Genomic DNA, 12,018 nt, shown 5'->3' on the forward strand with positions numbered 1-12,018 from the left:
ATCAAGAGGTTGAATATGTATCAGGTGCAGTCAGCAAGTGACGCGAGGATCTTTGCCGCGCTCGATAAATGGATTCGGTTGCGGCACGGGCGCATTCTGGCATGGCTGGACGAGATGGAGGGCAGCACCGGGCGCGTGCAGACGCCGGTGCTCCCGACCTGCCTGAACGACAAGTACACATGGCGCAAGATATTCGATCGAAACCCGCTGTTCCGCATCGCCAGCGACAAGCTCGCCACGAAAGACTGGGTGGCGGAACAGGGCTACAAAATCGCATCCGCGCGGACGCTGTGGCAAGGCAACCGGCCCGCTGACATTCCCGAGGCGCTGCGGCTGAAACCGGGGTATCTCAAGGCCGCCCATGGCTCGGGCCGCAACATCGCCTTGGGGCCCGATGCGCCGCCGCGCGATGAAATGGTGGCAAAGGCAAAGCGCTTTCTCAAGCAGGGGTACGGGCGCGGCGCGGGGCAGTGGGGCTACTACCGCGTGCCGCGACGCCTTCTCATCGAGGAAGACCTTGCCGGCGCCGCGCCGGCGGCAGACATCAAGTGTTTTGTCTTTGGCGGCCAAACGCAGTTTGTGGCGCATATCATGCCCCAGCCCGAGGGCGGCTACCGTGCCGATGTCTTCGACCTCCACGATGGCAAGCTGGTGCGCTCTTCGCGTCAGTTCAAACCCGAGTATCCCCTGCTTGAGCAGCCATTGCCCAAAACCATCGAGCCCGCGCTGGCGCTGGCGCATGAGATTGGCGCGCAGTTTGACCATATGCGGGTGGATTTCCTAACAGACGGCACCTCGCTCTGGATGGGCGAGCTGACGGTCTACCCGCGCGGGGGTGTCCAGCGCGACTTCGGCACCGATCCAGACCACCCGGCAAACATGGCATGGGACTTGCGGCAAAGCTGGTTCATGCAAACCCCGCAAAAGGGGTGGCGCGAGGTTTACCGCAGGGCGCTGCGGCGCGCGATGGACGCGGCGGATGAAAATGAGAGGCCAGCCCAGCACGGGCAGGCCTCTGCCGGATCACAAAACATGTCCACGTAAGGCCGTAAGCGGCACGGCCGAACCGTGGATCAGCCCGCGTCCTTGTAGCTCACTTCCCGGGTGTCCTTCCCGCCGAGCTTTTCCTTGCGCACCCGCAGCCGGTTCAGCGCGGTCACATAGGCCTTGCACGAAGCCACAACCGTGTCCGTATCGGCGGCCTCGCCGGTGGCCAGCACGCCCTCTTCCTCCATCCGCACGGTCACCGTTGCCTGCGCGTCAGTGCCCTCGGTCACAGCATGCACCTGATACAGCTGCAACCGCGCACCATGCGGATAAATCGCCTTTACCGCGTTGAAGGCCGCGTCCACCGGCCCGTCGCCCTGGGCGGTGGCCTGCTGGTCCACGCCGTCCACGCTCAGGGTGATATCCGCCGATTGCGGTGCTTCGGTGCCGCAGATCACCCGCAGGAACTTCACCTTCAGGTATTCCGCCGCCGGGTCGGTGCTGGCCTCGCGCATCAGCGCCACCAGATCGTCGTCAAACACCTCTTTCTTGCGGTCCGCCAACTCCTTGAAGCGCACGAACACGTCCTTCAGCTGGTTGTCGCCCATCTCATAGCCCAGCTCCGCCAGTTTCGAGCGCAGCGCGGCCCGGCCGGAGTGCTTGCCCATCACGAGGTTGGTGGCGGAGAGGCCCACATCTTCGGGGCGCATGATCTCGAAGTTCTCGGGGTTCTTCAGCATCCCGTCCTGGTGGATGCCGCTCTCATGGGCAAAGGCGTTCTTGCCAACGATGGCCTTGTTGGGCTGCACCGCAAAGCCGCTCACCGTGGCGACGCGGCGCGAGATGTGCATGATCTTGGTGGTGTCGACGCCGGTGGTGAAGGGCATGATGTCATGCCGGGTCTTCACCGCCATCACCACCTCTTCCAGCGCGGTGTTGCCCGCGCGCTCGCCCAGCCCGTTGATGGTGCACTCGATCTGCCGCGCACCCGCCTCAACGGCGGCGAGGCTGTTGGCCGTCGCCATGCCCAGATCGTTGTGGCAGTGGGTCGCAAACACAACATCGCCCGCGCCCGGGATCTCGGCAATGAGCCTGCGGATCAACTCGGCGCTCTCACGCGGGGCGGTGTAACCCACCGTGTCGGGGATGTTGATCGTGGTCGCGCCCGCCTTGATGGCGATTTCGATCACCCGGCAGAGATAGTCGAACTCGGTGCGCGTGGCATCCATCGGGCTCCACTGCACGTTGTCGCAGAGGTTGCGGGCGTGGGTCACCGTCTCGTGGATGCGGTCGGCCATCTCGTCCTGCGTCAGGTTCGGGATCTGCCGGTGCAGCGGCGAGGTGCCGATGAAGGTGTGGATGCGTGGAGATTTGGCGTGCTTCACCGCCTCCCAGCACCGGTCGATATCCTTGAAGTTGGCGCGGGCGAGGCCACAGATCGTGGCGCTCTTCGCGGCGCGGGCAATCTCGCTGACGGCGGCAAAGTCGCCCTCCGAAGCAATCGGAAACCCCGCCTCGATGATGTCCACGCCCATTTCGTCGAGCAGGCTGGCAATCTCCAGCTTCTCGGCATGGCTCATGGTCGCGCCGGGCGATTGCTCGCCGTCGCGCAGGGTGGTGTCAAAGATCTTTACTCGGTTGTCGGTGCTCATTGGTCCCGTTCCTCCTCAGATACGGTCCTTGGGGGCAGGCGCGCGGCCCGAATCCCCGGAATTCGGTTCGCCCTTCGGCTCGATGAGGAGCACTTTCGCCTCCTCTTCGGCTCGGGGCCGGTGGACGACGCCAGCAGGCACGATGACAAGCTCACCCGGCCCGGCCTTCACCGGGTCGGCACCTTCGAAGTCCATCACGATCTCGCCTTCCAGAACGAGGAAGAAGTCGTCGGTGCCGTCATGCTTGTGAAACGGGTACTCGCCCTTGATCTTCACGACCATCACTTCGTTGTCGTTGTAATCGCCCACCACCTTCGGATCCCAATGGGAGTCGAAGAGCGCGAGCTTCTCGGCGAGGTTTATGGCTTTCATCGGGGAAGTGTCCCTGGCGTCTGTTGCGGTGCTTCGGCGCGTCTATACCCCTGAGCGGTCGCGCCGGAAAGGCACGCTCAGAGGCAGGTAAGCAGAAGAAGCAGGCCAGCAAGGGGCAGGGCGACAACAGCGAGAAGGGGAAGCCGGGGGGCTTCCTCCTGACGGGCGATTGCGATGGCCCGCGGCTGGTTGTGGCGCTCTTGCGTCATGAGGGCGACTATACTGCCCGTTTGGTAAAAGGGAAGTGAAGATTTGCCCCGGCCCTCATTGGGCACATTCGCGGCCCGTGCCGGCCTAGTTTGGCGGGTGGATGAGCGGCTTCAAACCGGTCGGAAAAAGCGCCGGCCCGCCTGCGTCCAGCCCGTCGAAGTCAAACCAGCGCACCGTGAAGGGCAGGCCGTTGTCCTCGCGCACCTCCAGCGAGTCGCTCTCCAAGAGCCGCCCCGGCGGCAGTGCAATCGGCGCGGCAAAAACCACCTCATGCCCTGACTCGCCCTCGTGGGTGTAGATGTTTTCCATCACCACCGGCGGCCCGGTCACGGCAATCCGCACGCCAAACTCTTCGGCCCACTCCCGCGCCAGCGCCTCTTCCCAACGCTCGCCAAATTCCACGCCTCCGCCCGGCGGGCGCACGCCCTTGAGCCGCCCGGCATCGTCACGCACCTCTGCGGCCAGCAGGGCGGAGCCGCGCCAAGCCAGGCCGATGGCAAGAATGCGTATGCGAGGGAGGGGGCGCCACTGTGTCATGCCGCCGCCATAGCACGCGCCGGGCGGGCGGGGCAGGGGCCACCGCCACTTCCCCCCGCGCGATCAATCCCATAGCGTCCTCCCATGGCCCGCTACCTTGCCTCCCGCCTGATCTCCCTCGCGCTCTCGCTCGTCGCGGCCAGCGTGGTGATCTTCTTCATGCTCGAGGTGATCCCCGGCGATCCGGCAGCCTTCATGCTCGGCCTCAATGCCAGCGAAGAGACCGTCGCCGCCCTGCGCAGCGAGCTTGGCCTCGATGGCAGCACGGTGCAGCGATACCTGCGCTGGATCACCGGGCTGGTGCAGGGCGATATGGGCACCTCCTACACCTACCGCGTCCCGGTCGAAGAGCTCATTGTCGACCGTCTCGCGGTGTCGGCGCCACTGGCCGCCTATGCGCTGGCGCTCTCCACGCTTATCGCCATCCCCGTCGGGCTGGTGGCGGCCGCCTTCCGGGGCCGCGCGGCGGATTACGGTATCATGGGGGTCACCCAGCTCGGCATCGCGGTGCCCAACTTCTGGTTCGGGATGCTGCTGGTGCTCGCCTTCGCCATCACGATCCCGCTCTTCCCCGCAGGCGGCTTCCCGGGCTGGGACGCGGGGCTTTGGCCCGGGATGAAGGCTTTGACCCTTCCCGCCATCGCGCTCGCCCTGCCGCAAGCCTCCATCCTCGCCCGCGTCATGCGCTCGGCTCTGGTTGAGGTGCTGGGGCAAGATTTCATCCGCACCGCCCGCGCCAAGGGCCTGACCCGCGCCCAAGCCCTCACCCGCCACGCCCTGCGCAACGCGCTGGTACCGGTGCTGACGATCCTCGGGTTGCAGTTTTCCTTCCTTCTCGCAGGCGCAATCATCATCGAAAACGTCTTCTACCTCCCCGGCCTTGGTCGCCTGATCTTTCAGGCCATCACCCAGCGAGATCTTATCGTGGTCGAAAGCGCCGTGATGCTCCTCGTCTTTGCCGTCATCTGCGTAACCTTCCTGACCGACATCGCCTACGGCCTCGCCGACCCACGGTTGAGGAGGCGCAGATGAACCGCTCTCATGGGGCAGGACGAGCGCCGAGCCCCCCCTCACCCCCTAACGCAACGCAAGCCGTGCAGCGCCGTCCCGCGGGGGGGCGCATGCAACGTATGTTCGGAGCGCTTTATGGTGAGTTTGTCATCTTCCCTCCGTGGGCAGAACCAACCTCACCCAAGCGCCGCCCCGGGGGGCGGGACGGCGCTGCACGGCGGCTGCGCCTTGATTCCGTGCAAATTCTCTCCATAACCGAAATTGCTAAATACTCTTTGCGCACAGGGCCCTATAACGCGGCCTCCATCCAGATACGCACCCCAACACCCCGCACGCAGCGCCGCCCCACGCCACCCAAAACCGTAGCACACCACGGTCGGCTCCGCGCTGCACTCCCCCTTACCCGAGCGCCGCAATGAAGCTCCCCGCCCAACTCCTCATCGGTGCAACTCTCACCGCCGTCTTCGCCGCCGCCGCGCTGCTCTCCCTCGTCTGGACACCCCACTCCACCCTCGACCTCGACATCGCAGGCAAACTCGCCGCGCCCAACGCCACCAACCTGCTGGGCACGGACCACCTCGGGCGCGACATGCTCTCCATGCTCATGGCCGGGGCGCGCACCTCCATCGCCGTCGCCCTTGTCGCCGTCACCATCGGCCTCACCATCGGCGTGCCCCTCGGCCTCACCGCCGCCGCCACGCGAGGCTCCCTGCTCGACGAGGTCATCATGCGCGCGAACGACCTTACCTTCGCCTTCCCCTCCCTCGTCATCGCCATCCTCATTACCGCCACCTTCGGCCCCTCCGCGCTCAACGCGATCCTCGCCATCGGCATCTTCAACATCCCCGTCTTCGCCCGCGTCGCGCGCGGCGCGGCGCTGGGCGTGTGGCAGCGCGAGTTCATCCTCGCCGCGCGGGTGGCAGGCAAATCCCGCGCCCGGATCAGCGCCGAGCACATCCTGCCCAACATCGCCAACCTGCTGGTGGTTCAAGCCACCATCCAGTTCTCCCTTGGCATCCTCGCCGAGGCAGGCCTCTCCTACGTCGGCCTCGGCGCACAGCCGCCCACGCCAAGCTGGGGCCGAATGCTGGCCGATGCGCAAACCTTCTTCTACGGCACCCCGCGCCTTGCCATGCTGCCCGCCTTTTCCATCGTCTTTATGGTCCTCGGCCTCAACCTCATGGGCGACGGGTTGCGTGACATGCTCGATCCCCGCCTGAGGCGCGCCGTCCAATGATCGCGCTGCAAAACCTCTCCCTCGCCATCCACGGCACCCCCATCCTGCGCGAGGTCTCCCTGACCCTTGCCCCCGGCCAAATCCTCGGCCTCGTCGGAGAGAGCGGCTCCGGCAAGTCGATGACAGCCCTCTCCCTCATCGGCCTCCTGCCGAACGGGGCGCACACCACCGGCACCGCCATGCTGGACGGCGAAGACCTGCGCCAAGCCACCGAACGCCGCCTCTGCGCTCTGCGCGGCAACGAGATCGGCATGATCTTTCAAGAGCCGATGACGGCGCTGAACCCGATGCAACCCATCGGCGCACAGGTTGCCGAAACCCTGCGCATCCACGGCGCTGCCTCCCGACGCGAGGCCGCCGCCATCGCCCGCGAAAAGCTCGATCGCGTCGGCCTGCAAGACATCCCCGCCACCCGCTACCCCCACGAGCTCTCCGGCGGCCAGCGCCAGCGCGTCTGCATCGCCATGGCCATCGCCCTGCGCCCCCGCCTGCTCATCGCCGATGAGCCAACCACCGCGCTCGACGTCACCACACAGGCCCAGATCCTCGACCTCTTGCGCGACCTCACCCGCGACGAAGGCATGGCCCTCCTGCTCATCACCCATGATCTCGCGGTGGTTTCCAACATGGCCGACGAGATCGCGGTGATGAAGCAGGGCAGGGTGGTCGAGCACGGGCCCGCCGCCCGCATCCTCACCAACCACCGCCACCCCTACATCGCCGCCCTGCTGAAGGCCTCCGCCCACCAGCCGAACCGCGCCGCAACCCGCATTGAAGAAACGCCGCTCCTCTCGGTCCAAAACGCCACCCGCGAATATCCCACCCGCAAAGGCCCGTTCCGCGCGGTGAACGACGTGTCCTTCACCCTGCGCCAAGGCGAATCCCTCGGCCTCGTCGGCGAGAGCGGCTGCGGCAAATCCACCCTTACCCGCGCCATTCTTGGCCTTGATCCCCTGCAAGGCGGCACCATCGCGCTCGATGGCCAGCCCGTCTCGCCCGCCATGGGCTTCGAGCTGCGCCGCCGCCTCCAGATCGTCTTCCAAGACCCCTACGGCTCCTTCAACCCGCGCCACCGCACCGCCCGCCTCATCGCCGAGCCCTTCCACCTCACCGGCAAACCGCCCGACCTGCCCGCGCGCATCGCCGAAGCCCTCACCGCCGTTGGCCTGCACCCCGATGACGCCCACAAATATCCGCACGAGTTTTCCGGCGGCCAGCGCCAACGCATCGCCATCGCCCGCGCCCTCGTCACCCACCCGGAGCTGATCGTGCTCGACGAGGCGGTCTCGGCGCTCGACGTGCAGGTCCGCGCCACCATCCTCGACCTGCTCGCCCGCCTCCAGGCCGAGCGCGGCCTGTCCTATCTGTTCATCAGCCACGACCTCTCGGTGGTCCGCAACGTGACCGACCGGGTGCTGGTGATGAAAGCCGGCGAGATCGTGGAGGAAGGCCCCACCGAGCAGGTCTTCACCGCCCCCGAGCACCCCTACACGCGCCAACTCATCAAGGCCGCCCCGGTGCTCGCCGCGTAGGTTGGGCAATATGCCCACCGCCACCCAGACACCATCAAAATGGTATACCATCCCCCTTCCCAACCGGGCGCCACCACCCTAACCTCCCAACCGGAGGAGCCCATATGTCAGACATCACCGCAGGCTGGTTCGACCCCAGCGAATACCTCATCGCGGGCCAGTGGCACGATGCCCCCGCCACGCTCCCCATCGAAGATCCCTCCACCGGTGCTGAAATCGGTGCCATCGCCCGCTGCGGCGCAGCCGAGGTCTCCGACGCTGTCGCCGCTGCCCAAACCGCGCTGGATGGTGAATGGGGCGGCCTCACCGCCGCTGAGCGGGGCCGCACCCTCCTGCGCCTCTCCCGCCTGATCGAGGAGCGCGCCGAAGCCCTTGCAATGCTGGAGGCCCGCGACGTCGGCAAACCCCTCACCCAAGCCCGCGCCGATGCCCGCGCGCTGGCCCGCTACATGGAGTTCTACGGCGGCGCGGCAGACAAGATCGCGGGCCAGACGCTGCCCTACCTCGACGGCTACACCGTCTACACCCTGCGCGAGCCGCATGGGGTGACCGGCCACATCATCCCGTGGAACTACCCGATGCAGATCATCGGTCGCTCTGTCGGCGCGGCGCTGGCCATGGGCAACGCCTGCGTCCTCAAACCGGCGGAAGAGGCCTGCCTCACAGCCCTCGCCTTCGCCCGCCTCGCGGTTGAGGCGGGCCTGCCCCCCGGCGCGCTCAATGTCGTTCCCGGCACAGGCGAAGAGGCGGGCGCCGCGCTCTCCCGTAATCCGGGCGTCCGCCACCTCAGCTTCACCGGCTCGGCAGGCGTCGGGACGCTCATCCAGCAGGCGGCGGCCCATAACATCACCCCCGTCACCCTCGAACTCGGCGGCAAGAGCCCCCAGATCGTCTTCGCCGACGCCGATCTCGACGCCGCAATGCCCTTCCTGCTCTCCGCCGGGATCCAGAACGCCGGTCAAACCTGTTCCGCCTCCTCCCGCATCCTCGTCGAACGCCCGCTCTGGGAAGAGGCGATGGCCCGCATGTCCGAGGCCTACACCAAGCTCACTACCGCCCCCGCGCTGGAAGACGCGGACCTCGGCCCGCTCATCTCCGCCCGCCAAAAGCAGATCGTGCAAGGCTACCTCTCCCGTGACGAGGGCCTGCAACTCCTTGCCGAAGGCCATGTCTCCCAAAGCGCCCCGGCGGCGGGCCACTACATCGCTCCCCGTCTCTACGCCACCACCGACCCGGCCAACATCCTCGCGCAGGAAGAAATCTTCGGCCCCGTGCAGGTGATGATCCCCTTCGAGGGCGAGGAGCAGGCCGTGGCCATCGCCAACGGCACCGGCTACGGGCTGGTGGCCTCCATCTGGTCCGAGAATGGCGCGCGGCAGATGCGCATGGCCAAGCGGCTGAAGGCCGGTCAGGTCTTTATCAACAACTACGGGGCAGGGGGCGGCGTCGAGCTGCCCTTCGGCGGGGTCGGCCGCTCTGGCCACGGGCGCGAAAAGGGCTTCGAGGCGCTCTACGGATTTTCACAACTCAAGACGGTGGCGGCAAAACATGGCTGAACTCTTCAACAATCGCTTCGCCAACCGCAAAGCCATCATCACCGGCGGCGCCTCCGGCATCGGCCTTGCCGCCGCGCTGCGGATGCAGGCCGAAGGGGCCACGGTGACGGTCTGGGACGTGAACGAAGCCGCCCTCGCCCGCGCCGAGGCAGAGGGCCTCACCCCGGCCCTCGTCGATGTGACCAACCCCCAAGGCGTCGAAGCCGCGATGAACTCCGCAGCCGAGGCGATGGGCGGCCTCGATATCCTTGTCTGCTCCGCGGGCATCACCGGCCCCAACGTGCCGACGTGGGAGTATCCGCTGGACGATTGGCACGCGGTGACCAACCTCAACTTCCATGGCGTCTACTACTGCTGCCGTGTCGCCGCGCCCCTGATGAAATCCGCAGGCTATGGCCGCATCGTCAACATGGCCTCCGTCGCGGGCAAGGAGGGCAACCCCAGCGCCCCCGCCTACAGCGCCACCAAGGCCGCCGTCATCGGCCTCACCAAGTCGCTCGGCAAGGAACTGGCCGACACCGCCGTCACCGTCAACTGCATCGCCCCGGCGGCGGTGGAATCCCCGATCTTTGACCAGATGACCCCCGAGTTCATCGCCTACATGAAAAGCAAAATCCCGATGAACCGCTTCGGCACCCCAGATGAAATCGCCGCCATGATCTGCTGGCTCGCCAGCTCCGAAGCCAGCTTCACCACCGGCGCCTGCTTCGACCAGTCGGGCGGGCGAGCGACGTTCTGAGCCGATCACATCGTTACCAGCCCCGTCACGGCATCCGGCGATGGCCCGGCCATGCAACGAAACGCGACTCGCTGAAGGACCAGATGTACGTTAAGCCGTCCTTTCTCGCCGTAGCGTGGGGCGAATAATACATCCGTTCATCCGAGTGCAGCCCGAGGTTGGCGCGCCAGAACCGCACCGCCAAGACCTCCTTCGCATCCACATTCTCAAGCCCGTTCCTGTCTGCCTCTCGTGCCATCAGCCACCGCCAGTTCAGTTCCGCGCTGGTGACAAAGAGAACGTAGGCAACAAGCACCGTGCCGACCGCAACCAGCGGCACAGCCCAGCCCGCACGCACGCGGCGATATGAATTGAGAACGAGCGCGCCGTAACTGAGCCCGCTGAAAATGGCTGGCGTCACGAAGGCTGGGTAAAGGAATGCACCCAGGTAGAGCGTAAGCGGGATGAAGGGGAAGCCGAGCCCGAACGTGAAGAAAAGAAGGGGCAGCGTGAGCGGCACCGCGATCAGGCCGCCGAAGCAGAGCGCCAGATAGTTCATCACAAAGAAATAAGGGAATCGCATGGAGGCATTCAGCATCTCAACTCGTTCTTCCGGCTAACGGGTCTGCGTGCGCTTACGCACCGGCTTCCAACTAGCTGGTTGGAGGCCGTCATGCCACCTCCCGGAACTCGGTCGCAAAGCCCCGCTGCCAACGTTGACCCCGCATTAAGGTTAAAGCGCTCCCCCTGTTCATTTTCTTGCTGCAAATATCTCCGGGGGTGTGGGGGCAGCGCCCCCACTCCAACACCAGCTACCCGCGCCACCGTGCCCCCCTTGCACCCCGCCCCCACATGCCCTCTGATCCCGCCACCAACAGGGAGGACAGACCATGAGACTTGCAGGTAAACGTGCCATCGTCACCGGCGGCGGCTCTGGCTTCGGCGCGGGCATCGCGCGCAAGTTCGCCGCCGAGGGGGCCGAGGTGCTCGTCACCGACATCAACGCCGAGGCGGCCATGGCCGTGGCCGATGACATCGGCGGCAAGGCCCTCGCAATGGATGTCACCCTCCTCGCCGACTGGGAGGCCCTCGCCACGAGCCACCCAGCCGACATTCTGGTGAACAACGCCGGTGTCACCCACCTTCCCGCGCCGATGGAGGAGGTCTCCGAGGAAGACTTCGACAAGGTCGCCGCCGTCAACATGAAGTCCATCTACTATTCCGCCCGCACGGTGATTGCCGCGATGAAGGGCAGGGGGGCGGGGGCCGTGCTCAACATCGCCTCCACCGCGGGCCTCTCGCCGCGCCCGCGCCTCAACTGGTACAACGCTTCCAAGGGCTGGGTCATCACGGCCACCAAGGCCATGGCGGTGGAGCTCGCGCCCGAGGGCGTGCGGGTAAACGCGCTCTGCCCGGTGGCGGGTGAAACGCCCCTGCTTGCCAGCTTCATGGGCGAGGATAGCCCGGAGATGCGCGCCAAGTTCCTCTCCACCATCCCGCTCGGGCGCTTTTCCACCGCCGAAGACCTCGGCAACGCCGCCTGCTTCCTCTGCTCTGACGAGGCAAGCATGATCACCGGCACCACGCTGGAGGTGGATGGCGGGCGCTGCATATGAGCCTGCCTCCGGCCTGGTGGGCGGCGACGCACGGCATGGCGGCGGTCACCGCAAGCTATTTCGCGCTCTTCCTGTTGGGTCTGCCGCTGGCGTCGCGCCGCTTGCCCGCCGCCCACGCGGGCGGCTAGGGTGGCCCATGCGCCGCTTCCTCCTTCGCCTCTTCGGCCTCGCCCCCCGCCGCGAGGCGCGCCGCCCGGCCCCGCCGCTGGCAGGCCGCCGCCGCGTGCACCTGTTTTCCGGCACCTTCGGCAACGAGCCAGAGGCGATGAGCTATGTCATGCCCCCTATGGAGGGCCCCGTGGCCGACGCGCCCGCGCCGCTCACCGTTGACCTCCCCGAAGCCTTTATCGACCCGGCCTATGTGCAAATGGGCCACGGCACCGGGCTGGAGCCTCTGCTGGAGCAGATATTTTCCGACGAAACCCTGCTCGACGTGCGCCACATCACCGCCGGGGCCGACACCGTGGTGGTGATCGACGAGCGGGCGATGGGCGGCTACCCTTTCCGCCTCACCGATACCCCCCGCCTCACCTACCACAGCGCCTTCGACATCCCCGCCTGATCGCGCCGCCCCATCCGCCTCTCGCATC

The 12,018-nt window shown here is 66.4% G+C and carries 13 protein-coding genes; 9 read left to right on the top strand and 4 right to left on the bottom strand.

Going from position 1 to position 12,018, the window contains the following annotated elements; genetic code table 11:
• Positions 1-24: 24 nt before the first annotated feature.
• The gene (locus FHY55_RS06015; protein WP_210410542.1) at positions 25-1,044 is read left to right on the top strand and encodes an ATP-grasp fold amidoligase family protein; all 1,020 of its coding nucleotides are present in this window, start codon (positions 25-27) and stop codon (positions 1,042-1,044) included.
• A gap of 29 nt (positions 1,045-1,073) precedes the next feature.
• On the opposite strand, the gene FHY55_RS06020 is transcribed toward FHY55_RS06015, so the two are convergent.
• The 3 genes from FHY55_RS06020 to FHY55_RS06030 all read right to left on the bottom strand — a co-directional run bounded on the left by FHY55_RS06020 (position 1,074) and on the right by FHY55_RS06030 (position 3,758).
• On the bottom strand, positions 1,074-2,639 hold the full coding sequence (locus tag FHY55_RS06020) for a 2-isopropylmalate synthase (protein ID WP_140013323.1): 1,566 nt from the start codon (positions 2,637-2,639) through the stop codon (positions 1,074-1,076).
• Between the two features lie 15 nt (positions 2,640-2,654).
• Positions 2,655-3,011: a cupin domain-containing protein gene (locus tag FHY55_RS06025; RefSeq protein WP_140013324.1), complete on the bottom strand. Its 357-nt coding sequence runs from the start codon at positions 3,009-3,011 to the stop codon at positions 2,655-2,657.
• A gap of 294 nt (positions 3,012-3,305) precedes the next feature.
• On the bottom strand, positions 3,306-3,758 hold the full coding sequence (locus tag FHY55_RS06030) for an NUDIX hydrolase (RefSeq protein ID WP_140013325.1): 453 nt from the start codon (positions 3,756-3,758) through the stop codon (positions 3,306-3,308).
• 84 nt (positions 3,759-3,842) lie between these two features.
• Here FHY55_RS06030 and FHY55_RS06035 point away from each other — a divergent pair, with 84 nt between their 5' ends.
• The 5 genes from FHY55_RS06035 to FHY55_RS06055 all read left to right on the top strand — a co-directional run bounded on the left by FHY55_RS06035 (position 3,843) and on the right by FHY55_RS06055 (position 9,833).
• Positions 3,843-4,790, top strand: coding sequence for an ABC transporter permease (locus tag FHY55_RS06035; protein ID WP_140013326.1), 948 nt, complete (start codon positions 3,843-3,845; stop codon positions 4,788-4,790).
• A gap of 394 nt (positions 4,791-5,184) precedes the next feature.
• Positions 5,185-6,006, top strand: a complete 822-nt coding sequence (locus FHY55_RS06040; RefSeq protein ID WP_140013327.1) for an ABC transporter permease — start codon at positions 5,185-5,187, stop codon at positions 6,004-6,006.
• Positions 6,003-7,538, top strand: coding sequence for an ABC transporter ATP-binding protein (locus tag FHY55_RS06045; protein ID WP_140013328.1), 1,536 nt, complete (start codon positions 6,003-6,005; stop codon positions 7,536-7,538). Before FHY55_RS06040 ends, FHY55_RS06045 begins: the two co-directional genes overlap by 4 nt.
• 104 nt (positions 7,539-7,642) lie before the next feature.
• Positions 7,643-9,094, top strand: coding sequence for an aldehyde dehydrogenase family protein (locus tag FHY55_RS06050; RefSeq protein ID WP_140013329.1), 1,452 nt, complete (start codon positions 7,643-7,645; stop codon positions 9,092-9,094).
• Positions 9,087-9,833 carry an SDR family NAD(P)-dependent oxidoreductase gene (locus FHY55_RS06055; protein ID WP_140013330.1) on the top strand — a complete coding sequence of 249 codons (747 nt, stop codon included), beginning with the start codon at positions 9,087-9,089 and terminating at the stop codon, positions 9,831-9,833. The genes FHY55_RS06050 and FHY55_RS06055 overlap by 8 nt, the downstream gene beginning before the upstream one ends.
• Positions 9,834-9,858: 25 nt before the next feature.
• Here the strand turns inward: FHY55_RS06055 and FHY55_RS06060 are convergent, their stop codons facing one another.
• Positions 9,859-10,410, bottom strand: a complete 552-nt coding sequence (locus FHY55_RS06060; protein ID WP_140013331.1) for a hypothetical protein — start codon at positions 10,408-10,410, stop codon at positions 9,859-9,861.
• A gap of 292 nt (positions 10,411-10,702) precedes the next feature.
• Here FHY55_RS06060 and FHY55_RS06065 point away from each other — a divergent pair, with 292 nt between their 5' ends.
• From FHY55_RS06065 to FHY55_RS06070, 3 genes are read left to right on the top strand one after another with little or no spacing between them, the layout of a single operon-like run.
• Positions 10,703-11,428: a glucose 1-dehydrogenase gene (locus FHY55_RS06065; RefSeq protein ID WP_140013332.1), complete on the top strand. Its 726-nt coding sequence runs from the start codon at positions 10,703-10,705 to the stop codon at positions 11,426-11,428.
• Positions 11,425-11,556, top strand: coding sequence for a hypothetical protein (locus FHY55_RS20855; protein ID WP_256377574.1), 132 nt, complete (start codon positions 11,425-11,427; stop codon positions 11,554-11,556). The genes FHY55_RS06065 and FHY55_RS20855 overlap by 4 nt, the downstream gene beginning before the upstream one ends.
• An 8-nt stretch (positions 11,557-11,564) precedes the next feature.
• Entirely contained in the window at positions 11,565-11,990 is a 426-nt protein-coding gene (locus FHY55_RS06070; RefSeq protein ID WP_140013333.1) for a hypothetical protein, read from the top strand.
• The last annotated feature ends 28 nt before the right edge of the window (positions 11,991-12,018 follow it).

Origin of the sequence: Oceanicola sp. D3 (assembly GCF_006351965.1) — a bacterium.
In the GTDB taxonomy this organism is placed as follows: domain Bacteria; phylum Pseudomonadota; class Alphaproteobacteria; order Rhodobacterales; family Rhodobacteraceae; genus Vannielia.

Excerpts from the sequence above, each read along its gene's own strand:
- FHY55_RS06020 (WP_140013323.1), bottom strand. The coding sequence starts at position 2,639 with ATGAGCACCGACAACCGAGTAAAGATCTTTGACACCACCCTGCGCGAC.
- FHY55_RS06055 (WP_140013330.1), top strand. The coding sequence starts at position 9,087 with ATGGCTGAACTCTTCAACAATCGCTTCGCCAACCGCAAAGCCATCATC.
- FHY55_RS06035 (WP_140013326.1), top strand. The coding sequence starts at position 3,843 with ATGGCCCGCTACCTTGCCTCCCGCCTGATCTCCCTCGCGCTCTCGCTC.
- FHY55_RS06025 (WP_140013324.1), bottom strand. The coding sequence starts at position 3,011 with ATGAAAGCCATAAACCTCGCCGAGAAGCTCGCGCTCTTCGACTCCCAT.
- FHY55_RS06045 (WP_140013328.1), top strand. The coding sequence starts at position 6,003 with ATGATCGCGCTGCAAAACCTCTCCCTCGCCATCCACGGCACCCCCATC.
- FHY55_RS06065 (WP_140013332.1), top strand. The coding sequence starts at position 10,703 with ATGAGACTTGCAGGTAAACGTGCCATCGTCACCGGCGGCGGCTCTGGC.
- FHY55_RS20855 (WP_256377574.1), top strand. The coding sequence starts at position 11,425 with ATGAGCCTGCCTCCGGCCTGGTGGGCGGCGACGCACGGCATGGCGGCG.
- FHY55_RS06060 (WP_140013331.1), bottom strand. The coding sequence starts at position 10,410 with ATGCTGAATGCCTCCATGCGATTCCCTTATTTCTTTGTGATGAACTAT.
- FHY55_RS06040 (WP_140013327.1), top strand. The coding sequence starts at position 5,185 with ATGAAGCTCCCCGCCCAACTCCTCATCGGTGCAACTCTCACCGCCGTC.
- FHY55_RS06030 (WP_140013325.1), bottom strand. The coding sequence starts at position 3,758 with ATGACACAGTGGCGCCCCCTCCCTCGCATACGCATTCTTGCCATCGGC.
- FHY55_RS06070 (WP_140013333.1), top strand. The coding sequence starts at position 11,565 with ATGCGCCGCTTCCTCCTTCGCCTCTTCGGCCTCGCCCCCCGCCGCGAG.
- FHY55_RS06050 (WP_140013329.1), top strand. The coding sequence starts at position 7,643 with ATGTCAGACATCACCGCAGGCTGGTTCGACCCCAGCGAATACCTCATC.